Source organism: Nocardioides marinisabuli (assembly GCF_013466785.1).
In the GTDB taxonomy this organism is placed as follows: domain Bacteria; phylum Actinomycetota; class Actinomycetes; order Propionibacteriales; family Nocardioidaceae; genus Nocardioides; species Nocardioides marinisabuli.
Genome location: NZ_CP059163.1, coordinates 468,548 through 492,014, shown reverse-complemented (window position 1 = coordinate 492,014; position 23,467 = coordinate 468,548). Strand labels below are relative to the sequence as shown.

The following is a 23,467-nucleotide window of genomic DNA, read 5'->3' as shown; positions in this document are numbered from 1 at the left end:
GGTCAGTCGGCGTCGTAGCGCGGGTCGACGTCGGCGGGGTCGCAGCCCAGCAGCTCGGCGACCTGCTCCACCAGCACCGTCAGCACGAGCGCGTGCAGCTCCGAGCGGGTCTCGCAGCGGTGCTCGATCGGCCGCCGGAAGACCACCAGGCGGCTGGGCCGCCCGCCGGAGCCCCGCACCAACGAGGCCAGGGGGACGCTGTCGGGGCTCCAGTCGTCGGGCACCAGAGGGGTGTCCTCGACGGCGAACTCGACCAGCCCGAGCCGGTCGGACCAGCGGTCCTCGAGCTCGGTGACGAGGTCCAGGACCAGGTCGTCGAAGCGCTGGCGCCGGGTGCGCACCGCGACCGTGCCGGGCTCCGCGGGCAGCACCCCGGGCCCGCGCGGCCCCCGGCCGCGTCGGTCGCGGGTGCGCCGGCGGGGAACGGCGGCGTCGGGCATGCCGCGAGCCTAGTCGTCGGTGGCCACCGGGGGAGGTAGCGTCTGCGCCGTGAGTCCCGCCCGCCGCTGCTCCCGCACCGCGTGCGGCCGGCCTGCGGTGATGACGTTGACCTACGTCTACGCCGACCAGACGGCTGTGCTCGGTCCCCTGGCCACCTACGCCGAACCGCACGCCTACGACCTGTGCGAGACCCACAGCGAGCGCCTCTCCGCGCCGCGCGGCTGGGAGGTGCTGCGCCTGGCCCAGCCGGCGCCGCCGGGGCCCACCAACGACGACCTGCTCGCCCTCGCCGACGCGGTGCGCGAGGCCGGCCGGCCGGCGCCGGTGCAGCGCTCGCTGCCCGAGGCCGAGACCGGCCGCGAGACCACGCGACGGGGCCATCTGCGGGTGCTCAGCTCCGACCACTAGTGTTCGGGCCATGGCCGACACCCTGAGTGCCGACAACGTCCACGCGGTCTTCAAGGCCTACGACGTGCGCGGGATCGCCCCCGACCAGATCGACGAGACGCTGGCCCGTGCCACCGGCCGTGCCTACGTGCAGGTCCTGGGCGTCGACTCGGTGGTGGTGGGCCACGACATGCGCCCCAGCTCGCCGGGCCTGGCCGGGGCGTTCGCCGAGGGCGCGACCGAGGCCGGCGCCGACGTCGTGATGATCGGGCTCGCCTCCACCGACCAGCTCTACTTCGCCTCGGGCTTCCTGGGCCAGGCCGGCGTCATGTTCACCGCCAGCCACAACCCGGCGCAGTACAACGGCATCAAGATGTGCCGTGCCCACGCGGTGCCGGTCGGCACCGACAGCGGGCTCGCCGAGATCCGCGACCTGGTGGTGGCCGGTCCCGAGGCCGGCGGCGCGCGCACCGGCTCGATCAGCAGCCACGACGTCCTCGAGGCGTACGCCGCGCACCTGCTCACCCTGGCCCCCGTGGCGGGGCGCCGCCTCAAGGTCGTCGTCGACGCCGGCAGCGGGATGGCCGGGCACACCGCGCCCGCGGTGTTCGGGCGCCTGGGCGACGAGGCGGTCGAGGTCGTGCCGATGTACTTCGACCTCGACGGCACGTTCCCGCACCACGACGCGAACCCGATCGACCCCGAGACCCTGGTCGACCTGCAGGCGCGCGTGCTGGCCGAGGGCGCCGACGTCGGCCTGGCCTTCGACGGCGACGCCGACCGCTGCTTCCTCGTCGACGAGCGCGGCGTGGCGGTCTCGCCCTCGACGCTCACGGCGCTGATCGCGGCCCGCGAGCTCGCCAAGCACCCCGGCTCGACCGTGATCCACAACCTGATCACCAGCCGGGCGGTGCCCCAGCTGGTCGAGGAGCTGGGCGGCCACCCGGTGCGCACCCGCGTGGGCCACTCCTACATCAAGGCCACGATGGCCGAGACCGACGCCGTCTTCGGCGGCGAGCACTCGGGCCACTTCTACTTCCGCGACTTCTGGCGCGCCGACTCCGGCATGCTCGCCGCGCTGCACGCGCTCGCTGCCCTCGCCGAGACCGACGTGCCGCTCTCCGAGCTGCTCGCGCAGTACGAGCGCTACCCGCTCAGCGGCGAGATCAACTCCACCGTCGCCGACCAGGGCGAGGTGATCGCCGCGATCGAGGCGGCGTACGCCGGTCGCGACGGCGTCAGCACCGACCGGCTCGACGGGCTCAGCGTGCTGCACGCAGACTGGGCCTTCAACGTGCGCGGCTCCAACACGGAGCCGCTGCTGCGGCTCAACGCCGAGGGGAAGGACCTGCCGACCATGACGACGGTGCGCGACGAGGTGCTCAGCATGATCCGGGGTGCGCGGTGAGCGGGCTCGGGCTCGACCCGGCCCTGCTCGAGATCATCGTGTGCCCCGACTGCCACGGCGAGCTGGGGGAGGGCCCGGGTGTCGGCGCCGGCCCCGAGCTGGTGTGCGCGGCCTGTGGCCTGGCCTACCCGGTGCGCGACCAGATCCCGGTGCTGCTCGTCGACGAGGCCCGCCGCCCGTGACCTGGTTCGACGAGTCCCGCCTCGACGACGAGTCGGCGCTCGAGCGCATCGACCTGCGGCTGCGCACCCTGGCCGAGTCCGGCTCCCGGGTGCGCCGCGAGGCCGGTGACGCGGCGTCGGCGATGGCCGACGCGGTCGAGCGCGCCCGTGACCTGCCGCGGCCGCGTGCGGTGATCGCCGCGGGTCCCGACTCGCGCCTGCTGCGCGCGGTGCTGGAGCCCTGGTGCCCGGTGCCGTTCGTGGCCTGGCCCGGCCACGCCCTGCCCGGCTGGGCCGGCAGCCTCGACCTGGTCGCGGTGCTCGCCCCCGACGGCGGCGACCCCGGCACGGCCTCGGCCGTCGCCGAGGCGTTGCGCCGCGGCTGCCAGGTCGTGGTGGCCTGCCCGCCCGGCTCGATGGTCGCCGAGCACGCCGAGGGCCGGTGGAGCGCGATCCTGCCGACCACCACCCGCGACCCGCTCGCCACGGCCGTGGTGATGCTCAGCTACCTCGAGCAGGTGCGCCTCGGCCCGAGCGCCGACCCCGGCACCGTCGCCGACGCGCTCGACCAGGTCGCCCTGGCCTGCGCCCCACGGCGCGACCTGGCGGTCAACCCCGCCAAGACCCTGGCCATCGCGCTGGCCGACTCCAACCCCCTCGTGTGGGGCGGCAGCGTCCTGGCCGCCCGCGCGGCCCGCCGGGTGGCGGAGTCGGTCCGGCGCTCCAGCGGCCGCGCCGCGATCGCCGGCGAGGTCGACCAGCTGCTGCCGGTGCTCGAGGCCACCCGGCCGCGCGACGTCTTCGACGACCCGTTCGCCGAGACCAGCGGCGACCTGCGTCCGGTCCTGGTCGTGCTCGACGACGGGGTCGACGACCCCCTCGTGCACGAGCAGCGCCAGCAGCTGGAGTCCGCGGCCGCGGAGCGGGGGGTGCGGGTCGAGACGCTGACCTGCGAGGAGGGCGACGAGGTCGCCCGCTACGCCTCCCTGCTGCTCAGCGGCACCTACGCGGCCGAGTACCTGCGCCTGGGCCTCGTCGACGACTGAGAGCAGCGCGACACCCGGCTGAGGTTTGCCCGCCGACGAGCGGCGGGTAGGAACGAGGGATGGCCTCCCGACGAGACCCGTGGTTCGACAACGCCAAGATGGCCCTGGTGACGCTGGTCGTCCTGGGCCACTCCTGGGTGCTGCTGCCCGACACCGCCCTGGTGGAGCACCTCTACGACTTCCTCTACGCCTGGCACGTGCCGGCGTTCGTCCTGGTGACCGGCTACCTGTCCCGCTCCTTCACCTACACCCGGGCCCGGATGTGGGGGCTGGTGCGCACCGTCGCGGTGCCCTACGTGCTCTTCGAGGCCGGCATCGCGTTGTTCCGCATCCACGTGGGGGGCGAGCAGCTCGAGGACCTCTGGCGCGACCCGCACTGGCCGATGTGGTTCCTCTCGGCCCTGTTCTTCTGGCGGCTGCTGACCCCCGTCCTCCGCGACCTGTGGGGCGGTCTGGCGGTGGCGGTCGTCGTCAGCCTGGTCGCCGGCCTGTACGCCGGGGACACCCTCGACGTGGCCCGCATCCTGGGCCTGCTGCCGTTCTTCGTGATGGGGCTCAAGGCCACCCCCGAGCGGCTGGAGCTGCTGCGGGCGCCGTGGGTGAAGGTGGTCTCGGTGGTGGTGCTGGTCGGCATCTGGCTGCTCACCGCGCGCACCGACCAGTGGGCGGCGACCGAGTGGCTCTACTACCGCGCCCGCTACGACGAGCTCGACGTGAGCGACTCCCGCGCGTTCCTGACCCGCGCGAGCCTGCTGGTGCTGGGCACCCTGGGCGCCTGGGCGTTCCTCGCGCTGGTGCCGCGCGTGCAGGGCTGGTTCACCCGGATGGGCGCCGCGACCCTCGTGGTCTACCTTTTCCACGGCTTCGCGGTGAAGGGCGCCGGGTACGCCGGCTGGGGCGGCTTCGCCGAGCAGCACCAGGCCCTCGCCCTGGTCGTGACCAGCGTGGCGGCCGTCGGGCTGTCCCTGCTGCTGGCCAGCCCCCCGGTGGCCAGGGTGCTGACCCACGTCGTCGACCCGCTCGGCTTCGCCGGGCACAAGGTTGGCCAGGCCGCCGACGTCGCGGTCGCCTCGCAGCGCGTCGACGACCACGCCGAGGAGGTGGCCGCGCAGGTCGCCGCGCAGGGGCACGTCACGTCCCCGCGTGGGTAGGCTCCTGCTCGTGCAGACCTCCCAGGTGAGTGCCCGTCCCGGAGCCCCGCGATGAGCGGCGGTCTCTTCGCCCTGCTCGACGACGTCGCCGCGCTGGCCCGGCTGGCCGCCGCGTCCGTCGACGACGTGGGGGCGGCCGCGGGCCGGGCCAGCATGAAGGCCGCCGGCGTCGTGGTCGACGACACGGCCGTCACGCCGCAGTACGTGCAGGGCGTCGCAGCGGAGCGCGAGCTCCCGATGATCCGCAAGATCGCGGTCGGCTCGCTGCGCAACAAGATGCTCATCATCCTGCCGGCGGCGCTGCTGCTCTCGCAGTTCCTGCCCTGGCTGCTCACCCCGATCCTGATGCTCGGCGGCGCCTTCCTGTGCTACGAGGGCGCCGAGAAGATCTGGGAGAAGGTGAGCGGGCACCACCCCGAGGAGCCGGCCGCGGACGCCGGTGAGGTCCTCGACCCGGCGGCGGCGGAGAAGAAGATGGTCTCGGGGGCGATCCGCACCGACCTGATCCTCTCGGCCGAGATCATGGTGATCAGCCTCAACGAGGTCGCCGACGAGCCGTTCTGGTCGCGCGCCGTCATCCTGGCCGTGGTCGGTGTCGGCATCACCGCGCTGGTGTACGGCGTCGTGGCGGTCATCGTGAAGATCGACGACATCGGGCTGGGCCTGGCCCAGCGCAGCTCGGCCACCGCCCAGCGGGTCGGGCACGCGATGGTGGCGGCGATGCCGCGCCTGCTGGCCGTGATCGGTGCCGTCGGCACCGCCGCCATGCTGTGGGTCGGCGGGCACATCCTGCTGGTGGGCGTCGACGAGCTGGGCTGGCACGCGCTCTACGACCTGGTCCACCACCTCGAGGAGGCCGTCCACGACGCGCTCGGCGCCGCCGGCGCCGTCGCGGCCTGGCTGGTCAACACCGCTGCCTCCGCGCTGCTGGGCCTCGTGGTCGGTGCGGCGGTCGTCGCGGTGCTGCACCTGCGCCCGCGCCGGGGCGCTCCCACGAATTCCTGATCCCTCCGGGGCCGACCTACGCTGGTGGGGTCCGCGTGGGAGATCCCGACGATGCGCAGATGCGCGACGCAGACCTGCTCCAGACGCTTCGAGGAGACAACAAGATGGACTTCAAGGTCGCCGACCTGTCCCTGGCCGACTACGGCCGCACCGAGATCACCCTGGCCGAGCACGAGATGCCCGGCCTGATGGCGATGCGCGAGCGCTACGGCGCGGACAAGCCGCTGGCGGGTGCCCGGATCGCCGGTTCGCTGCACATGACCATCCAGACCGCGGTGCTCATCGAGACCCTCGTGGCGCTGGGCGCCGAGGTCCGCTGGGCCTCGTGCAACATCTTCTCCACCCAGGACCACGCCGCTGCGGCGGTCGTCGTGGGCCCCGAGGGCACCCCCGAGGACCCCCAGGGCGTCCCGGTCTTCGCCTGGAAGGGCGAGAGCCTCGAGGAGTACTGGTGGTGCACCCAGCAGATCCTCGACTGGCCCGCGGACACCTACGCGAACATGATCCTCGACGACGGCGGCGACGCCACGCTGCTGGTGCACCTGGGCACCGAGGCCGAGAAGTCGGGCCAGGCGCCCGACCCGGCCACCGCCAAGAGCCACGAGCAGAAGGTCGTCTTCGAGGTCCTGCAGTCCTCGCTGGCCAGGAGCGACGAGCGCTTCACCAAGATCGGCAACGAGATCCGCGGCGTCACCGAGGAGACCACCACCGGTGTGCTGCGCCTCTACGACATGATGCGCGAGGGCTCGCTGCTCTTCCCGGCGATCAACGTCAACGACTCGGTCACCAAGTCCAAGTTCGACAACAAGTACGGCTGCCGCCACAGCCTCGTCGACGGCATCAACCGCGCCACCGACGTCCTCATCGGCGGCAAGGTCGCGGTCGTGTGCGGCTACGGCGACGTGGGCAAGGGCAGCGCCGACTCGCTGCGCGGCCAGGGTGCCCGCGTCATCGTCACCGAGATCGACCCCATCTGCGCGCTGCAGGCCGCGATGGACGGCTACCAGGTCACGACGCTCGACGACGTCCTGGACGTCGCCGACATCATCATCACCGCGACCGGCAACAAGGACGTCGTCTCCGTCGACCAGATGCGCCGGATGAAGCACAACGCGATCCTGGGCAACATCGGCCACTTCGACAACGAGATCGATATGGCCGGCCTCGAGTCGTTCCCCGGCGTGCAGCGCAAAAACGTCAAGCCGCAGGTCGACGTGTGGACCTTCCCGGCCACCGACGAGCGCGACGAGTCCTCGATCATCGTGCTGTCCGAGGGCCGCCTGATGAACCTGGGCAACGCGACCGGTCACCCCTCGTTCGTGATGTCGAACTCCTTCACCAACCAGGTGCTGGCCCAGATCGAGATCTTCACCAAGCCCGAGGAGTACCCGGTCGGCGTCTACGTGCTGCCCAAGCACCTCGACGAGGAGGTCGCCCGGCTGCACCTCGGTGCGCTCGGCGTGAAGCTCACCGAGCTCTCCGGCGACCAGGCCGCCTACCTCGGGGTGGACGTGGCCGGTCCCTACAAGTCCGACCAGTACCGCTACTGAGGACACCAGACACCGACGCACGACTCTCCCTGGCACCACGACCGGCTCCCGCGCCGGCGTGGTGCCGGGGTGCAGGATGGGGAGCATGAGCGAGGCAGCCAGCCAGAACGAGTACGCCACCAAGGGGCGCGTGCTCGTCGTCGACGACGACGCCTCGCTCGCCGAGATGCTGACCATCGTGCTGCGCCAGGAGGGCTTCGACAGCCGCATGGTGACCCGCGGCGACCTCGCGCTCGAGGTCTTCCGCGACTACCGGCCCGACGTGGTGCTGCTCGACCTGATGCTGCCGGGCAAGGACGGCATCGACGTGTGCAAGGAGATCCGCGCCGAGTCCGGAGTGCCGATCGTGATGCTCACCGCCAAGGGCGACACCGTCGACGTCGTGGTCGGCCTCGAGTCGGGCGCCGACGACTACGTCGTCAAGCCCTTCAAGCCCAAGGAGCTCGTGGCGCGCATCCGCGCCCGCGTGCGCCGCAACGACACCACCTCGCAGGCCGAGACGCTCACCATCGCCGACCTGTCGATCGACGTGGCCGGCCACCAGGTCTCCCGCGGCGGGCAGGCGCTCAGCCTGACCCCGCTCGAGTTCGACCTGCTCGTGTGCCTGGCCCGCAAGCCCTGGCAGGTCTTCACCCCGCGAGGTGCTGCTCGAGCAGGTCTGGGGCTACCGCCACGCCGCCGACACCCGCCTGGTCAACGTCCACGTGCAGCGGCTGCGCTCGAAGATCGAGCACGACCCCGAGAACCCGGAGGTCGTGGTGACGGTGCGCGGCGTCGGCTACAAGGCCGGGAACGCCTGAGGGCCCGATGGCCACGGGGGCTCGCGGGGCGCTGACGTTCTGGCGTCGCTCCATCCAGGCGCGCGTGGTGGCCAGCACCGTGCTGCTCTCGGCGGTCGTCGTCGGGGTCGTCGGCTGGCTGCTGCTGCAGCAGACCCGCGACGGCCTGCTCGACCAGCGCGTCGAGGCGGTGGTGGCCGAGGCCGGCAACGAGACCGACGACGCGCGGGCGCGCCTGCAGTCCACGCCCTTCAGCGACGTCGACGCCGCCCAGCAGCAGCGGGCGCTGGTCGAGCCCATCATCGCGCGCGGCGCGAGCCGTGACTTCGCGGTCGTGCTGGCCGGGCCGACCGGGGCCGGGGACCTGAGCGAGGGCGGGGCGACGTACACCCGGGGGCTGGACCGCACCTCGGTGCCCCCGAGCCTCGTCGAGCACTTCGCCGAGGTGGCCGAGCCCGCCTGGACCTACACCCGGATCCGCCGGGAGGGGCCCGACGGCACCCGGCTCGTCGAGCCGGGCGTCGTCGTGGGCTCGCAGGTCACCCTGCCGGCCGACGGACGCACCTACACCCTCTACCTGCTCTTCCCGCTCTCCGGGGAGGAGCGCACCCTCGACCTGGTCAGCCGGGCGCTGCTGACGGCGGGGTCGCTGCTGCTGGTGCTGGTGGCCGGTGTCGCGTTCCTCGTCACGCGCCAGGTGGTCACCCCGGTGCGGATGGCCCGCCGGGTCGCCGAGCGGCTCGCCGCCGGGCGGCTGCGCGAGCGGCTCGAGGTCAAGGGGGAGGACGACCTGGCGCGCCTGGCCACCTCGTTCAACCAGATGGCCTCCAACCTGCAGCGCCAGATCCGCCAGCTCGAGGAGCTCAGCCGGGTGCAGCGCCGCTTCGTCTCCGACGTCTCCCACGAGCTGCGCACCCCGCTGACGACGGTCCGGATGGCCGGTGACGTGCTGCACGACGCGCGCGCCGACTTCGACCCGGTCTCGGCGCGCGCGGCCGAGCTGCTGCAGGTCGAGCTCGACCGCTTCGAGACGCTGCTCTCGGACCTGCTGGAGATCAGCCGGTTCGACGCGGGCGCCGCGGTCCTCGAGGTCGACGACGTCAACCTCACCGACGTCGCCCACCGGGTCGTCGACAGCACCCTGCCCCTCGCCGCCCAGCGTGGCGTGCAGCTGGTCGTGCGCGCCCCCGACGACCACCCCTGCCTGGCCGAGGCCGACGTGCGGCGCGTCGAGCGCATCGTGCGCAACCTGGTCACCAACGCCATCGACCACGCGGGCCCCGCGGAGCCCGGCGGCAGCACCGAGGTGGTCGTGCACGTGGCCGGGGACCAGCACTCGGCCGCGATCGCGGTGCGCGACCACGGGGTGGGCCTGGCGCCGGGGGAGTCGGCGATGGTCTTCAACCGCTTCTGGCGCGCCGACCCGGCCCGCGCCCGCACCTCCGGCGGCACCGGGCTCGGTCTCGCGATCTCCCTGGAGGACACCCACCTGCACGGCGGCTGGCTCCAGGCCTGGGGCCGCCCCGGCGAGGGTGCCCAGTTCCGGCTCACCCTGCCCCGCCGGGCCGGCGAGCCGCTGCGGCGCAGCCCGATCACGCTGATCCCCGACGACGCCGTGGAGGCGGTGTGAGCCGCCGGGGGCTGGTCGCCCTGCTGCTGCCGCTGCTGCTGCTGGCCGGCGGCTGCGTGAGCATGCCCGAGTCCGGGCCGGTCGTGGGCGCCGGCGTGGGCGACGGGGTCGACGCCGACATGGGCGGGGTGCCGGCCATCGACGCCCGGGCCCCGCAGGAGGGCCAGAGCGCCACCGAGGTGGTGCGCGGCTTCCTCGACGCGATGCAGGCCTGGCCCCGGGAGCTGACCACCGCCAAGGAGTACCTCGCCTCCGACGCCGCCGCGGCCTGGAACCCCGACGGGCTCGTCACCTACGTCGAGGCCCAGCCGCAGAGCACGTCGAGCTCGCGGGTCTCGCTGCGCCTGGGCGGCGCCGACCGCTTCGACGCCCGCGGCGCCTACGAGGGGGCGCTGTCGGCGTACGAGTCGATCCTCCAGCTCTCGCTCACCACCGAGGACGGGCAGCTGCGCATCACCAACCCGCCGAGCGACCTGGTGGTGCCGCAGACCTGGTTCGAGGCCCGCTACGACCAGCTCGCGCTCTACTTCCTGGCCCCCGGCGGGGAGGTGCTGGTGCCCGAGCCGGTCTTCGTCGCCGACGACGACAAGCTGGCCAGCACCCTCATCGAGGGGCTCATCGAGGGCCCGCGCGACGACCGGGTCGCGCGCTCCCTGGTCCCGCCCGACCTCGCACTGGAGCTGTCGGTGCCGGTCACGCCCGACGGCACCGCCGCCATCGAGCTCACGGGCGAGGCCGCCTCGCTGACGCCCACCGAGAACGCCCAGATGCTGGCCCAGCTCGCCTGGACGCTGCGCCAGGACCCCGACATCGAGGCCTTCACGCTCAGCATCGGGGGACAGCGCATCCGCCTCGCCGACGGCGAGGACCGCATCCCCGTCGACGCCGGTGTGCGCCTGGACCCCAGCGGCTACCAGGCCAGCTCGCTGCTCTACGGGCTGCGCGAGGGGCTGCTGGTCTCCGGCACCCCCGGCTCGCTCGACCCGGTCGACGGGCCGTTCGGCCGCACCGACCTGGGCGCGCGCAGCGTCGCGGTCGACCTGCGCGGCGAGCAGGCCGCGGAGGTCTCGGCCGACGGCACGACGCTGTGGACGGCGCCGGTGCGCGGCGCCGACCAGGACGTCACCACGACCCTCCAGGACGCCACCGACCTGGCCACCCCGGCCTGGGACCACCGCGACCGGCTCTGGCTGCTCGACCGCACCGCGGACGGCGCCCAGGTCCGCTGGCTGCGGGGGGATCGCGGCTCGGTGGTCGAGGTCCCCGGGATCACCGGCGAGGAGGTCAAGAGCTTCCTGGTCTCGCGCGACGGCAGCCGCGTGGTCGCCGTGGTGCGCCTGGGCCGCGCCGACGAGGTGCGCGTCGCCCGCCTGCACCAGGACCAGCGGGGTCGGGTGGTCGGGGCCTCCCGGGCCCGTGCGCTCTCCCCGGAGGAGGCGCCGGGCCGCATCGTCGACATCGCCTGGCGCACCACCACCACCATCGCGGTGCTCAACCGGCTCAGCCCCGCCAGCGGCAAGGTCAGCACGATCGGCGTCGACGGCGCCCCGACCGGCCTCGAGGGCATCACCACCACCCTCGGCGGGGCGACGTCGCTGGCCGGGTCGCCGGTGCCGGAGCAGGTGGTCTACGCGATCACCGGCAGCGGGCTGATCGACCTGTCGGTGGCGGTGCGGGGGCCGCAGGTGCTCGACGCGGGCGTCACCTACGTCGGCTACGTCGGCTGAGGCGGCTGCTCCTCCTCCTGGTCCTCCTCCACAGCCGCCGCGGCGGCGCTTGAGCCGGGGGCCGGCGCCTGGTGGCATCGAGGCGTGCTGCTGCGCGACGCCGCCCTCGACCTGCTGCTGGGCAGCGCCTGCGTGGGCTGCGGCGCGCCGGGCCGGCTGCTGTGCGCCGCGTGCGGCGCCGGGCTGCCGACCTCCGCGGTCCCGGCGCAGCCCGACCCCTGCCCGCCGGGACTGGTCGACGTGTGCGCGGCGGGCGGCTACGAGGGCGTGCTCCGCGCCCTCGTCCTGGGCCACAAGGAGCGCGGTCTGCACCCCCTGCGGGTGCCGCTGGCCCGGTTGCTGGGGGTGGCGCTCGGCCCCCTGGTGGCGCCCCTCCCGCGCGGTGCACGGGGCGGGCTGGTGCTGGTGCCGGTGCCCTCGCGGGCGGCCACGGTGCGCACGCGCGGCCACGACCCCACCTGGACCATGACGCGCCTGGCGGCGGCCGCGGCGGCCCGCGCCGGCCACCCGGTGGGCGCGGCGCGGCTGCTGCGGCTGCGCCCCGGCGTGCTCGACCAGGCGGGGCTCGACACCGCCGGCCGGGCGGCCAACCTGGCGGGCTCGATGACCTGTCCGTCGCCGCCGCTGCGGCGCCTGGCCGCGGCCGGGCCGCTGGCCGGCGCGGTCGTCTGCGACGACGTCGTCACCACGGGCTCCACCCTGCGCGAGGCGCAGCGCGCCCTGGAGGCCGTCGGGCTGCCGGTCCTCGGCGCCGTCGTCGTCGCGGCCACCCGGCGGCGCAGGCCACCGGCCGCCGGCGAGGGGTGAGGAGCCGGGTGAAAGGTGGGGGTCTCCCTTTCGTCGCGACCCCGCCTCGCCTATCGTCTCGTCATGGAGTCCGTCCGGGTCCGTGGTTGCGTCGTCGGGACGCGCCGGCCAGCCCGGACGTCCCCGCGGCAAGCCGATGCCAGTCGCAGGCGAAGCGGTCCACGTAAGTCGGTGCACGGGGCCCAGGCCCCGTGGGCGCGACGATCACGGTGCGGCTTAGACGTAAGTCCTGCCCCGGTCCGGTCACCAGATGTGGCCCACCCCGGGAGAAGGCGGGTAGTGGCAGGGAAGCTGCGAGAGCCTCAGCAGGCGATTGTGGGGTCGAAGACCAGGTCGGCCGGGCGGGCTCCATCCCATTCCCACCACCGGGCGCACCGCGCCCGGTCGTCGGCCTGTCCCGCCTCGGCGCGCACCGCGCGCACGGGAGGCGTGCCAGGAGCCTGAGAGATCACCCATCGCGCACCTGGTGCGCACGAGGAGGTTCACATGGAAGTTGTGGTCACCGGACGGCACTGCGAGATCAAGGAGGGCTTCCGCGCCCACTGCTCGGAGAAGCTGGCGAAGCTCGAGAAGCACGACCACCGGATCATGCGGGTCCACGTGGAGGTCGACTGCGAACCCAACCCCCGGCAGCACGACCGGGCGGTGCACGTGGAGCTGACCGCCTTCTCCAAGGGACCGGTCATCCGGGCCGAGGCGGCGGCCGACGACAAGATGGCCGCCCTCGACCTGGCCCTCGACAAGATGGCGCGCCAGATGCAGCGCGCCGCCGACCGCCGCCGCGTGCACCGCGGCCGCAAGACGCCGGTCTCGGTGGGCGAGGCGCTCTCGGGCACCCCGATGGTCGAGGACCTCGTCACCGGCGACTCCGGCGAGACCGAGACCGAGCGCGAGGTCGGACCCGTGGCCATGGACGGCGACGGCCCGATGATCGTGCGCGAGAAGACCCACCCGGCGAGCCCGATGACGCTCGACCAGGCGCTCTACGAGATGGAGCTCGTGGGTCACGACTTCTACCTGTTCGTCGACAAGGAGAGCGAGCGGCCCTCGGTCGTCTACCGGCGCCGCGGCTACGACTACGGAGTGCTGTCGCTGGACCTGGGCCAGCAGTGAGCAACCGGCACTGAGCAGGCCGACCGAGCAGACGGACCTGGCCCGATCGGGTGGTGCGACCATCCGATCGGGCCATGTCCGTGCCATGATGCGCTCCGTGGCAGATGAGACGACGGGCCCCTCGGGCACGGGCACCGAACCCATCCGCGTGATGGTCGTGGACGACCAGGAGCTCTTCCGTCGCGGTCTGACGATGCTCCTGGGCGTCGAGGACGGCATCGAGGTCGTCGGCGAGGCCGGCGACGGCATCGAGGGCACGACGCTGGCCGCCGGGGTGGCACCCGACGTGGTGCTGCTCGACATCCGGATGCCCAAGCGCACCGGCATCGAGGCCTGCCGCTCGATCAAGGAGGCCGTGCCCTCGGCCAAGATCATCATGCTCACCGTCTCCGACGAGGAGGCCGATCTCTACGAGGCGGTCAAGAGCGGCGCGGCCGGCTACCTCCTCAAGGACTCCTCGATCGAGGAGGTGGCCCAGGCGGTGCGCGTGGTGGCCGACGGCCAGTCGCTGATCAGCCCGTCGATGGCGGTCAAGCTGATCGACGAGTTCAAGCAGATGAGCAAGCCCGAGCGCGAGCACGTGCCGGGGCTGCGGCTGACCGAGCGCGAGCTCGAGGTCCTGCGCCTGGTGGCCAAGGGCATGAACAACCGCGAGATCGCCAAGCAGCTGTTCATCTCCGAGAACACCGTGAAGAACCACGTGCGCAACATCCTCGAGAAGCTGCAGCTGCACTCGCGGATGGAGGCGGTCATGTACGCCGTGCGCGAGAAGCTGCTCGACCTGCCGTAGGCCGCCGTGCCCCCGTCCACCCAGACGCTGAGCCGGTCCCAGGCCCGCCGCACCGCTCTTGCGGCCCAGGGCTTCTGCGACCCCCCGCACGCCAGCCCCACGATGCGCACCCTCGAGCGTGCGCTCTCGCGCACCGGGGTGCTGCAGGTGGACTCGGTCAACGTGCTCCAGCGCGCGCACTACGTGCCGCTCTACTCCCGGATGGGACCCTACGACACCGACCTGCTGCACCGTGCCGCGGAGCGAGCGCCGCGCCGGATGGTGGAGTACTGGGCGCACGTGCAGGCCTTCATGCCCGTCGACCTGTGGCCGGTGATGCAGCACCGGATGGCCGACCACCGGGCCCGGCGCGGCAAGTGGCGGGTGCTGGAGGCCGACCCGGCCCTCGAGGCCCGGGTGCTCGCCGCCGTCGAGGACCTGGGGGCCGCGACGGCCCGCGAGGTGGCGACGTACCTGGGGGAGGGGGCGTCGTCCTCGAAGGAGCACTGGGGCTGGAACTGGTCCTCGACCCGGCGGGTCCTCGACTACCTGTTCACCGTCGGCGACGTCGCCATCGCCTCGCGCAACCCCCAGTTCGAGATCCGCTACGACCTCCCCGAGCGGGTGCTGCCGGCCGAGGTGCTGGCGGCGCCGGTGCCCGACGTGGCCGAGGCCGCCGTCGAGCTGGTCCGGCGCGCGGCCCGCTCGCACGGGGTGGCCACCGAGCGCTGCCTGGCCGACTACTACCGGATGCGGGCCCAGCCGGCCCCCGGCCTGGCCAGCGCCCGCGAGGCCGTCGCGACCCTGGTGGAGTCCGGTGAGCTCGAGCCGGTCGGGGTCGAGGGGTGGTCGCGGCCGGCGTACCTGCACCGCGACGCGCGGCTGCCGCGCCGGGTGCGGGCCCGCACCCTGCTGAGCCCCTTCGACCCGGTGGTGTGGGAGCGCGAGCGCACCGAGCGGATCTTCGGGTTCCGCTACCGCATCGAGATCTACACCCCCGCGGCCCAGCGCGTGCACGGCTACTACGTGCTGCCGTTCCTGCTCGGAGAGTGCCTGGTGGCGCGGGTCGACCTCAAGGCCGACCGGCGCGTGCCGGGCGGCGAGCTGGTCGTGCGCGGTGCGTTCGCCGAGCCCGGGGCGCCGGACGAGACTGGCGCCGAGCTGCTCGCCGAGCTGCACCGGATGGCCGGCTGGCTGGGGCTGGGCGGCCTCCGGTTCGAGCAGCGCGGCGACCTGGTGCCGGAGTTAGGGGCTCTCCACGGCGCTGGGTAGAGTGAAGGCGCCGAGGCGTGAGCCGTCGTCGGTCGTCCACAGCAAGGAGCAGCTACGCCGTGCCCGTGATTCTCGACAAACTCCTCCGCATCGGCGAGGGCAAGATCCTGCGGCAGCTCGAGGGCATCTCGAAGGCCGTCAACGCCATCGAGGACGACTTCGTCGCGATGAGCGACGAGGAGCTGCAGGCGATGACCGGCGAGCTGCGCCAGCGTCACGAGGCCGGCGAGAGCCTCGACGACCTGATGCCCGAGGCGTTCGCGACGGTGCGCGAGGCCGCCAAGCGCGTGCTGGGCATGCGCCCCTTCGACGTGCAGGTCCAGGGCGGCGCGGCGCTGCACCTGGGCAACATCGCCGAGATGAAGACCGGTGAGGGCAAGACGCTGGTCGCGGTGCTGCCCTCCTACCTCAACGCCCTGTCGGGCAAGGGCGTGCACGTCGTCACGGTCAACGACTACCTGGCCAAGTACCAGGCCGAGCAGATGGGCCGCGTGCACCACTTCCTCGGCCTCACCGTCGGGGTGATCACCCCCGACCTGCGCCCCGACGCGCGGCGCGAGCAGTACGCCTGCGACATCACCTACGCCACCAACAACGAGCTGGGCTTCGACTACCTGCGCGACAACATGGCCTCCTCGATCGAGGACTGCGTGCAGCGCGGCCACAACTTCGCCGTGGTCGACGAGGTCGACTCGATCCTCATCGACGAGGCCCGGACCCCGCTGATCATCAGCGGCCCGACCCAGGACGAGGTCAAGTGGTACGGCGAGTTCGCCAAGATCGCGCGCCGCCTGGAGAAGGACGTCGACTACGAGGTCGACGAGAAGAAGCGCACCATCTCCGTCCTCGAGCCCGGCATCACCAAGGTCGAGGACCACCTGGGCATCGAGAACCTCTACGAGTCGGCGAACACCCCGCTCATCTCGTTCCTGAACAACTCCATCAAGGCCAAGGAGCTGTTCCGCAACGACAAGGAGTACGTCGTCATGGACGGCGAGGTGCTCATCGTCGACGAGCACACCGGCCGGATGCTGGCCGGGCGCCGCTACAACGACGGCCTGCACCAGGCGATCGAGGCGAAGGAGGGGGTGCAGGTCCGCGAGGAGTACCAGACGCTGGCCAACGTCACCCTGCAGAACTACTTCCGCCTCTACGAGACGCTCTCGGGCATGACCGGCACGGCGATGACCGAGGCTTCGGAGTTCGACAAGATCTACAAGCTCGGCGTCGTGCCGATCCCGACCAACCGCCCGATGGCGCGCATCGACCAGCCCGACCTGGTCTACCGCACCGAGGAGGCAAAGTACGAGGCCGTCGCCGCCGACATCGCCGAGCGGCACGCCAAGGGCCAGCCGGTGCTGGTGGGCACGGTCTCGGTCGAGAAGTCGGAGTACCTCGGGGCCCTGCTGAAGAAGAAGGGCATCCCGCACAACGTCCTGAACGCCAAGATGCACGCCGACGAGGCGAAGATCGTCGCGATGGCCGGGCACAAGGGCGCGGTCACCGTGGCCACCAACATGGCCGGCCGAGGCACCGACATCATGCTCGGCGGCGCGGTGGAGTTCCTCGCCGACGCCGAGCTGCGCGCCAAGGGCCTCGAGCCCGCCGGCGAGACCGCCGAGGAGTACGAGGCGGCGTGGCCCGCGACCGTGGAGCGGGTCAAGGCCCAGGTCCAGGCCGACCACGACGAGGTCAAGGAGCTCGGCGGCCTCTACGTCGTGGGCACCGAGCGCCACGAGTCGCGCCGCATCGACAACCAGCTGCGCGGACGGTCCGGCCGCCAGGGCGACCCGGGCGAGTCGCGCTTCTACCTGTCCCTGCAGGACGAGCTGATGCGCCTGTTCAAGTCCGACTGGGTCGACCGGGTGCTCCAGGTCCTCAAGATCCCCGACGACGTCCCGATCGAGAACAAGCGCGTCACCAACGCCATCGCCAACGCGCAGGGCCAGGTGGAGTCGCAGAACTTCGAGTCGCGCAAGAACGTCCTGAAGTACGACGACGTGATGGACCGCCAGCGCAAGGTGATCTACGCCGAGCGCCGAGAGGTGCTCGAGGGCGCCGACATCGAGGAGCAGATCCGCACCTTCATCGACGACGTCGTGCGCGGCTACGTCACCGGCGCCACGCAGGGGCTGCCGGAGGAGTGGGACCTCGAGCAGGCCTGGACGGACCTGCAGCAGATCTACCCCGTCGGGGTCGACCTCGACGCGCTGGTCGCCGAGGCCGGCGACAAGGCCAACCTCGACCGCGAGAAGGTCATCGAGCGCCTGCGCGCCGACGCGCAGTCGGCGTACGACGCGCGCGTGGAGGAGATGGGCCAGGAGGTCGCCCGCGAGCTCGAGCGCCGCGTGATCCTCTCGGTGCTCGACCGCAAGTGGCGCGAGCACCTCTACGAGATGGACTACCTGCGCGAGGGCATCTACCTGCGGGCCTACTCCCAGCGCGACCCGCTCGTGGAGTACCAGCGCGAGGGCTTCGACATGTTCGCGGCGATGATGGACGGCATCAAGGAGGAGACCGTCGGGTTCCTCTTCAACCTCGAGGTCACCGTCGACGAGCAGCAGGACGAGGACGAGCAGCAGGTCCTGACCGTGGCGCCGGGCCTGCGGGCCCCGGTGATGGGTCAGCCGGGTGGACAGCAGGGCGAGGCCCCGCACATCCACGCCAAGGGCCTGGACGCCCCGAGCTCGCCGCAGAACCTGACCTACTCCGCGCCCGCGGAGGACGGTGAGGCCGAGGTCCGCGCCGACGTCGCGACGGCGGAGGACCCCTACGCCGGGGTCAGCCGCAACGCCACGTGCCCCTGTGGCTCGGGCAAGAAGTTCAAGCAGTGCCACGGCGCTGCGGGTGGGCCGACCGGCACCACCGCCCGCGCCCAGGGCTAGTCGACCAGCCGGGCGACCAGCGGCTCACGCGAACTGGAGGGCGGTGCACAGCCACCGCTCTCCGGTCCGCGAGCGCGCCGCGCCGCCGCTCGCCCGCCGCTCGAACCGGGCTGCGATCGCGCGTGAGCGGTGGCCGTAGCGCACGTGCACGCTCGTCTCGAGGACGTCGCGGCACGGGAAGCAGGTGTGCACGCTGAGCACCTGGGGCCGCACCGGCTGGACCCGGGCCTCCCCGGGGAGGTGGGCGCCGGCGCGCGCCACCAGCAGCGCCCGACGGGTCAGGTCCTCGTGCACGCTGCGGCTGGTCCAGCGCACCAGCTGGGAGGCCGGCCGGTCCCCGCCGACCACCTCGACGACCGCCTGGGCGAACGTGCCGGCCCACTGCTCGCCCTCACGCCGGGCGCGCTGGTCGATCGGCAGCACCTGGCCGGTGGTGCCCGGCCCGGGCACGTAGGGCCGCGGCGGGGCGGTGCGCGGCTGCAGGTCGAGGGCCAGGGTGCCCTGGACCGCCGCCAGCGGCACGGTCTCGGGGGCTCGGGGACGGGTGATCGGGACGGTGGTGGTCATCGGGTGCTCCTTCGCGCTCGGTGTCAGGTCGGTGGCAGGCGGAGGGCCTGGCCGGGGTGCAGCAGGTCGGGGTCGTCCCCGAGCAGGTCGCGGTTGGCCGCGTGCACGCGCGGCCAGCACGCCGCGACCGCGGCGTCGGTGGGGGCGTGGCCGTCGCGGACGAGCCGCTCGGCGCACAGGCCCCAGAGGGTGTCGCCGGGCTCCACCCGCACCGACCCGGAGGGGCCGGTCGCGGGGCCGACGGCGCGCTCGGGCAGCGGCAGGCCCACGAGCGGGTCGGTCAGGCTCGCGTTGGCGGCGGTGCCCTGCTGGAGGTGGTCGGGGGTGGCCGTGGCGGTGGGCGCCGTGGACACCACGGTGGCGCCGGCCAGGGCCAGCCCGCAGGCCCGCAGGACCAGGCGGCGCAGCCCCTGCGGGACGCCCCGACGGGCCGCAGCGTCGACGCGGCCCGCCCGGGCCTCGCGCACCACCACGGTGGCGCTCAGCCACGCCCACGCGGTGCACAGCGCCAGCGCCGCGGTGCAGGCGCGCACCAGCAGGTCGTCGAACCCGGCCGCGCCCGCGGAGGGGGCGACCGCGGCCGGCACGAGCACCGCGAGCGCGAGCGCTGCGGCGGCGGTGGCTCCGGCCCACACGAGCAGGCAGCGCTGCCGCGAGGCGCGCACGAGGTCGATCATCCCGAGATCCTTGCCGATCGTTGCGTTTGCGTCTGTTTGCGTCATTCAACGCTCGCTTGGTGGCGTCGTCAACCGTTCCTCCACAGGCCGGTGGCGTGAGAGGGTCTGGCGCATGACCTGGGAGGAGCGGCTCTTCGACGTGCTCGACGACCTCGAGCAGCAGGCCGAGGCGCTCTACGGTGCCGAGCGGAGCCTCGAGCTCGCCGACCGTGCGCGGGCGGCGTACGCGGAGGTGAGCCTGGCCAGCCGGCTGATGGCGGCGACCGGCTCACAGGTGCGGCTGGAGGTGCGCGGGGTCGGGGCGCTCGCCGGGTCGCTGGAGCGCGTGGGCCAGGGCTGGGTGCTGCTGCGGGGGCCCGCGCAGGACTGGGTGGTGTGCACCGCCGCGCTCAGCGCCGCGCACGACCTCCCGGAGCGCTCGGTGCCCGAGGTGGCGTGGCCGGCCGCCGCCCGGCTCGGGGTCGGTTCCACGCTGCGCCGCCTCGCCGACAGCGGGGAGCGGTGCGTGCTGCACCTGGTCGACGACTCACGCCACGACGGGGTGCCGGCGCGGGTGGGCGCCGACTTCGTCGAGGTGCGCGCAGCCGGCGGGCGGGTCGTGCTGGTCGCGCTCGAGGCGCTGGCCGCGGTGCAGAGCCGCGACGAGGGCTAGCCTCGGCTCAGGTCGCCTCGAGGTCGTACGGCGGCAGCTCGCCGTCGTCGAGGGGGCGGGCGCCGGGGCGGCGCTGCTCGCGCTCCTCCTCGTCGTCGGCGTCCTCCATCGCCTCGATGATGTGCTTGCGCACGATCGTGCGCGGGTCGAGGTCGCGCAGCTCGAGGTCGGCGTACTCGGGCCCGAGCTCCTCACGCAGCTCGTCACGGGCGTTGTTGGCGAACTTCTTGGCCATCTTCAGCCACTGCCCGGCCTGGCGGGCCAGGTCGGGGACCTTGTCGGGGCCGAAGACCACGATGGCGACCAACGCGATGACCGCCAGCTCCGCCAGCCCGATACCGAACACGGTGGTCAGCCTAGGGGGCCGGGCTCAGAACTTGCTGGTCGGCGTCAACCCGAGCTGCATGCCGGCCAGCCCGCGCCCACGTCCGGCGAGCCGCTCGGCGACCGACGAGAGCACCTGCGCGGCCGGCGCGGTGGGGTCGGCGTCGACGATCGGCTTGCCGACGTCGCCGCCCTCGCGCAGCGAGGTGTCGAGCGGGATCTCGCCCAGCACCGGCACGTCGTAGCCGAAGCGGCCCGACAGCGTCGAGGCGACGCGCGCCCCGCCACCGCTGCCGAAGATCTCGAGGCGGTGCTCGGTGCCCTCGGCGGCGCAGTGCGGGCAGGGCAGGAAGCTCATGTTCTCGACGACGCCCACGACGCGCTGGTGCATCATCGAGGCCATCGTGCCGGCGCGCTCGGCGACCTCGGCCGCCGCCTCCTGCGGCGTCGTCACGACCACGACCTCGGCGCCGGGCAGGTGCTGGCCCAGCGAGATGGCCACGTCGCCGGTGCCCGGGGGCAGGTCGAGCAGGAGCACGTCGAGGTCGCCCCAGTAGACGTCGGCGAGCATCTGCACCAGGGCGCGGTCGAGCATCGGGCCGCGCCACGCGACCACCTGGTCGCGTCGCGGCTTGAGCATGCCGATCGAGATGACCGAGACGCCCGACGACGTCGGCACCGGCATGATCAGGTCCTCGACCTGGGTGGGGCGGGCGTCGGCCACGCCGAGCATGGCCGGCACGGAGTGGCCGTAGATGTCGGCGTCGACGATGCCGACCTTGAGCCCGCTCTTGGCCATCGCGAGCGCCAGGTTGACGGTGACCGACGACTTGCCGACCCCGCCCTTGCCGCTGGCGATCGCGAAGACCTTGGTCAGCGAGCCCGGCTGGGCGAAGGGGATCTCGCGCTGGGCCTTCCCGCCGCTGAGGGTCTCCTTGAGCCCGGCGCGCTGCTCGTCGGTCATCACGCCCAGGGTCAGGGCCACGTCGGTGACGCCGGGGACCTTGCCGACGGCGGTCGTCACGTCGCGGGTGATGGTGTCCTTGAGGGGGCAGCCGGCCACGGTGAGCAGGACGGTGAGGGTCACCACGCCGGTCTCGGAGATCTCGACGGTGTCGACCATGCCGAGGTCGGTGATCGGCCGCTTGATCTCCGGGTCGTTGACCGTCGCCAGCGCTGCCTGGACCTGCTCGAGGGAGGGACTGCTCATGATCCCCGAGTCTAGGTGGTGCCTGGCCGGGGCCGGGCGTCGGCGGGGGTGCGCTGGGTCTCAGCCGGGGTCTCAGGCAGGGCTCAGGTGGGGACTCAGCGGCCGCGCGGCGGCTCGGGACGGTCGTCGGGGTCCACGCGCCCGTCGCGCTCGTCGAGCTCGGCCAGCAGCGAGCGCAGCTCGCTGCGCACGAAGTCGCGGGTGGCGACCTCGCCGACCGACATCCGCAGCGAGGCCACCTCGCGGGCCAGGAACTCCATGTCGGCGTGGGCGCGGCTGTTGGCCTGGCGGTCCTGCTCGGCGATCACCTTGTCGCGCTGCTCCTGGCGGTTCTGGGCCAGCAGGATCAGCGGCGCGGCGTACGAGGCCTGCAGGCTCAGCATCAGCGTGAGGAAGATGAAGGGGTAGTCGTCGAAGGCGATGCCGCCGGGGGCCAGGACGTTGAAGGCGAGCCAGAAGGCCACGAACATCGTCATGTAGAAGAGGAAGCTCGCGGTGCCCATGAAGCGGGCGAACTGCTCGGCGAAGACCCCGAAGGTCTCGGAGTCGTAGGAGGGGCGCCGCACCAGCTGGCGGCGGGCCTCGCGCGGGGTGTCGAGCCGGGTACGACGCTGCTCAGCCACGCGGCACCCCCGGGGTCGGCTTGCGGGGGCGGCGGTCGCGCCAGCCCTCGGGCAGCATGTGGTCGAGCAGGTCGTCGACGGTGACGGCCCCGAGCAGGTGGCCGTCCTCGTCGACCACGGGGGCCGCGACCAGGTTGTAGGTCGCCAGGTGGGCCGCGACCTCGTCCATGCTCGCCTCGGCGCGCAGGGTCTCCATGCTGTCGTCGAGCGCGCCGGCGACCAGCGTCGAGGGCGGCTCGCGCAGCAGCCGCTGGATGTGCCCCACGCCCAGGAACTTGCCGGTGGGGGTCTCCAGGGGCTGGCGGCAGATGTAGACCTGCGAGGCCAGCGAGGGCGTCAGGTCGGGGTTGCGCACGTGGGCCAGGGCGTCGGCGATGGTGGCGTCGGGGCCCAGGATCACCGGCTCGGGCGTCATCATCGCGCCCGCGGTGTCCTCGACGTAGGACATCAGCCGGCGCACGTCCTCGGCCTCGTCGGGCTCCATCAGGGCCAGCAGCGTCGCGGCGGTCTCGGGCGGCAGCTCGGCGATCAGGTCGGCGGCGTCGTCGGCCGACATCTCCTCCAGGACGTCGGCGGCGCGCTCGTCGGCCAGGTGGCTGAGGATCTCGACCTGGTCCTCGTCGGGCAGCTCCTCGAGCACGTCGGCGAGCCGCTCGTCGTCGAGGGCGCCGACCACGGCGGTGCGCCGCTCCGGCGGGAGGTCGTGGATCATCGACGCCGCGTCGGCCGGGCGCATCTCGTTGAGGGCGTGCACCAGGTGGGTGGCGCCCTGGGTCTCCTCGCGGCGGGTCAGCCCCTCGACGTCGCGCCACTCGGCGACGTGGGTCTGCCCGCGCCGCCGCAGGCCCTTGGCGGGCTCCTGGACCGCGACCCGGCTCAGCACCCAGTCGCGGTTGCGCGCCTGCTCCATGGCCACGTCGTAGACGACGCCGGTGACCGCGTCGCGGTCGCCGTTGCCGCGGATCGTCACGGTGCGGTCGAGCATCTGGCCGATCACCAGGGTCTCGGTCGAGCGCTGCTCGAAGCGGCGCATGTTGAGCAGGCCCGTGGTGTAGACCTGCCCGCTGTCGATGTTGGTCACCCGGGTCATCGGCACGAAGATCCGGCGCCGGCCGAAGACCTCGGCCACGAGCCCGAGCACGCGGGGCTGGCTGACCTCGGAGCGCACGGCGACCACGAGGTCGCGCACCTTGCCGACCTGGTCGCCGCGCGGGTCGAAGATGGGCAGCCCGACCAGTCGTGCGGCGTAGACGCGGGACGGGCTGGAGCTCACGGCCCCAAAC

Annotated in this window: 22 protein-coding genes and 1 pseudogene; 16 read left to right on the top strand and 7 right to left on the bottom strand. The window is 73.2% G+C overall.

Annotated elements, in window-relative coordinates:
- Positions 1-2: 2 nt before the first annotated feature.
- Positions 3-440, bottom strand: coding sequence for a metallopeptidase family protein (locus H0S66_RS02295; protein ID WP_179613944.1), 438 nt, complete (start codon positions 438-440; stop codon positions 3-5).
- 49 nt (positions 441-489) lie between these two features.
- Here H0S66_RS02295 and H0S66_RS02290 point away from each other — a divergent pair, with 49 nt between their 5' ends.
- The 15 genes and pseudogenes from H0S66_RS02290 (at position 490) to secA (ending at position 18,131) form a co-directional block, all read left to right on the top strand.
- Positions 490-849 carry a DUF3499 domain-containing protein gene (locus H0S66_RS02290; protein WP_179613943.1) on the top strand — a complete coding sequence of 120 codons (360 nt, stop codon included), beginning with the start codon at positions 490-492 and terminating at the stop codon, positions 847-849.
- Between the two features lie 10 nt (positions 850-859).
- The gene (locus H0S66_RS02285; RefSeq protein WP_179613942.1) at positions 860-2,236 is read left to right on the top strand and encodes a phosphomannomutase/phosphoglucomutase; all 1,377 of its coding nucleotides are present in this window, start codon (positions 860-862) and stop codon (positions 2,234-2,236) included.
- Positions 2,233-2,418 carry a Trm112 family protein gene (locus H0S66_RS02280; RefSeq protein WP_179613941.1) on the top strand — a complete coding sequence of 62 codons (186 nt, stop codon included), beginning with the start codon at positions 2,233-2,235 and terminating at the stop codon, positions 2,416-2,418. Before H0S66_RS02285 ends, H0S66_RS02280 begins: the two co-directional genes overlap by 4 nt.
- Positions 2,415-3,443, top strand: coding sequence for an SIS domain-containing protein (locus tag H0S66_RS02275; protein WP_179613940.1), 1,029 nt, complete (start codon positions 2,415-2,417; stop codon positions 3,441-3,443). Before H0S66_RS02280 ends, H0S66_RS02275 begins: the two co-directional genes overlap by 4 nt.
- Before the next feature lie 59 nt (positions 3,444-3,502).
- Positions 3,503-4,594 carry an acyltransferase family protein gene (locus H0S66_RS02270; protein ID WP_179613939.1) on the top strand — a complete coding sequence of 364 codons (1,092 nt, stop codon included), beginning with the start codon at positions 3,503-3,505 and terminating at the stop codon, positions 4,592-4,594.
- A 51-nt stretch (positions 4,595-4,645) separates the two neighbouring features.
- Positions 4,646-5,599 (top strand): DUF808 domain-containing protein, encoded by a 954-nt coding sequence (locus H0S66_RS02265; protein ID WP_179613938.1) that lies wholly within the window; start codon positions 4,646-4,648, stop codon positions 5,597-5,599.
- Positions 5,600-5,703: 104 nt separating this feature from the next.
- On the top strand, positions 5,704-7,149 hold the full coding sequence (gene ahcY, locus H0S66_RS02260; protein WP_179617132.1) for an adenosylhomocysteinase: 1,446 nt from the start codon (positions 5,704-5,706) through the stop codon (positions 7,147-7,149).
- Between the two features lie 76 nt (positions 7,150-7,225).
- Positions 7,226-7,949: pseudogene (gene mtrA, locus H0S66_RS02255) on the top strand (MtrAB system response regulator MtrA).
- A 7-nt stretch (positions 7,950-7,956) separates the two neighbouring features.
- Positions 7,957-9,558 carry an MtrAB system histidine kinase MtrB gene (mtrB, locus tag H0S66_RS02250; protein WP_179613936.1) on the top strand — a complete coding sequence of 534 codons (1,602 nt, stop codon included), beginning with the start codon at positions 7,957-7,959 and terminating at the stop codon, positions 9,556-9,558.
- Positions 9,555-11,285 (top strand): LpqB family beta-propeller domain-containing protein, encoded by a 1,731-nt coding sequence (locus tag H0S66_RS02245; RefSeq protein ID WP_179613935.1) that lies wholly within the window; start codon positions 9,555-9,557, stop codon positions 11,283-11,285. The genes mtrB and H0S66_RS02245 overlap by 4 nt, the downstream gene beginning before the upstream one ends.
- An 84-nt stretch (positions 11,286-11,369) precedes the next feature.
- On the top strand, positions 11,370-12,092 hold the full coding sequence (locus H0S66_RS02240) for a ComF family protein (RefSeq protein ID WP_179613934.1): 723 nt from the start codon (positions 11,370-11,372) through the stop codon (positions 12,090-12,092).
- A gap of 486 nt (positions 12,093-12,578) precedes the next feature.
- Positions 12,579-13,205 (top strand): ribosome hibernation-promoting factor, HPF/YfiA family, encoded by a 627-nt coding sequence (gene hpf, locus H0S66_RS02235; protein WP_179613933.1) that lies wholly within the window; start codon positions 12,579-12,581, stop codon positions 13,203-13,205.
- Positions 13,206-13,302: 97 nt separating this feature from the next.
- Positions 13,303-13,995 (top strand): response regulator, encoded by a 693-nt coding sequence (locus tag H0S66_RS02230; protein ID WP_258017067.1) that lies wholly within the window; start codon positions 13,303-13,305, stop codon positions 13,993-13,995.
- Between the two features lie 6 nt (positions 13,996-14,001).
- Positions 14,002-15,246 (top strand): winged helix-turn-helix domain-containing protein, encoded by a 1,245-nt coding sequence (locus H0S66_RS02225; protein ID WP_258017066.1) that lies wholly within the window; start codon positions 14,002-14,004, stop codon positions 15,244-15,246.
- A gap of 59 nt (positions 15,247-15,305) precedes the next feature.
- Positions 15,306-18,131, top strand: a complete 2,826-nt coding sequence (gene secA, locus H0S66_RS02220) for a preprotein translocase subunit SecA (RefSeq protein ID WP_179613932.1) — start codon at positions 15,306-15,308, stop codon at positions 18,129-18,131.
- Between the two features lie 24 nt (positions 18,132-18,155).
- Here the strand turns inward: secA and H0S66_RS02215 are convergent, their stop codons facing one another.
- Positions 18,156-18,698, bottom strand: a complete 543-nt coding sequence (locus H0S66_RS02215; RefSeq protein ID WP_179613931.1) for an Rv3235 family protein — start codon at positions 18,696-18,698, stop codon at positions 18,156-18,158.
- A gap of 23 nt (positions 18,699-18,721) precedes the next feature.
- On the bottom strand, positions 18,722-19,375 hold the full coding sequence (locus H0S66_RS20010; protein WP_218876205.1) for a LysM peptidoglycan-binding domain-containing protein: 654 nt from the start codon (positions 19,373-19,375) through the stop codon (positions 18,722-18,724).
- A 112-nt stretch (positions 19,376-19,487) separates the two neighbouring features.
- Here H0S66_RS20010 and H0S66_RS02205 point away from each other — a divergent pair, with 112 nt between their 5' ends.
- The gene (locus tag H0S66_RS02205; protein ID WP_179613930.1) at positions 19,488-20,027 is read left to right on the top strand and encodes a hypothetical protein; all 540 of its coding nucleotides are present in this window, start codon (positions 19,488-19,490) and stop codon (positions 20,025-20,027) included.
- Positions 20,028-20,034: 7 nt separating this feature from the next.
- On the opposite strand, the gene H0S66_RS02200 is transcribed toward H0S66_RS02205, so the two are convergent.
- The 4 genes from H0S66_RS02200 to H0S66_RS02185 all read right to left on the bottom strand — a co-directional run bounded on the left by H0S66_RS02200 (position 20,035) and on the right by H0S66_RS02185 (position 23,457).
- Positions 20,035-20,373, bottom strand: coding sequence for a sec-independent translocase (locus H0S66_RS02200; protein ID WP_179613929.1), 339 nt, complete (start codon positions 20,371-20,373; stop codon positions 20,035-20,037).
- A gap of 24 nt (positions 20,374-20,397) precedes the next feature.
- Entirely contained in the window at positions 20,398-21,561 is a 1,164-nt protein-coding gene (locus H0S66_RS02195) for an Mrp/NBP35 family ATP-binding protein (RefSeq protein ID WP_179613928.1), read from the bottom strand.
- Between the two features lie 95 nt (positions 21,562-21,656).
- Positions 21,657-22,184 (bottom strand): DUF1003 domain-containing protein, encoded by a 528-nt coding sequence (locus tag H0S66_RS02190; RefSeq protein ID WP_179613927.1) that lies wholly within the window; start codon positions 22,182-22,184, stop codon positions 21,657-21,659.
- Positions 22,177-23,457 (bottom strand): magnesium transporter MgtE N-terminal domain-containing protein, encoded by a 1,281-nt coding sequence (locus H0S66_RS02185; RefSeq protein ID WP_179613926.1) that lies wholly within the window; start codon positions 23,455-23,457, stop codon positions 22,177-22,179. The genes H0S66_RS02190 and H0S66_RS02185 overlap by 8 nt, the downstream gene beginning before the upstream one ends.
- Positions 23,458-23,467 lie beyond the last annotated feature (10 nt).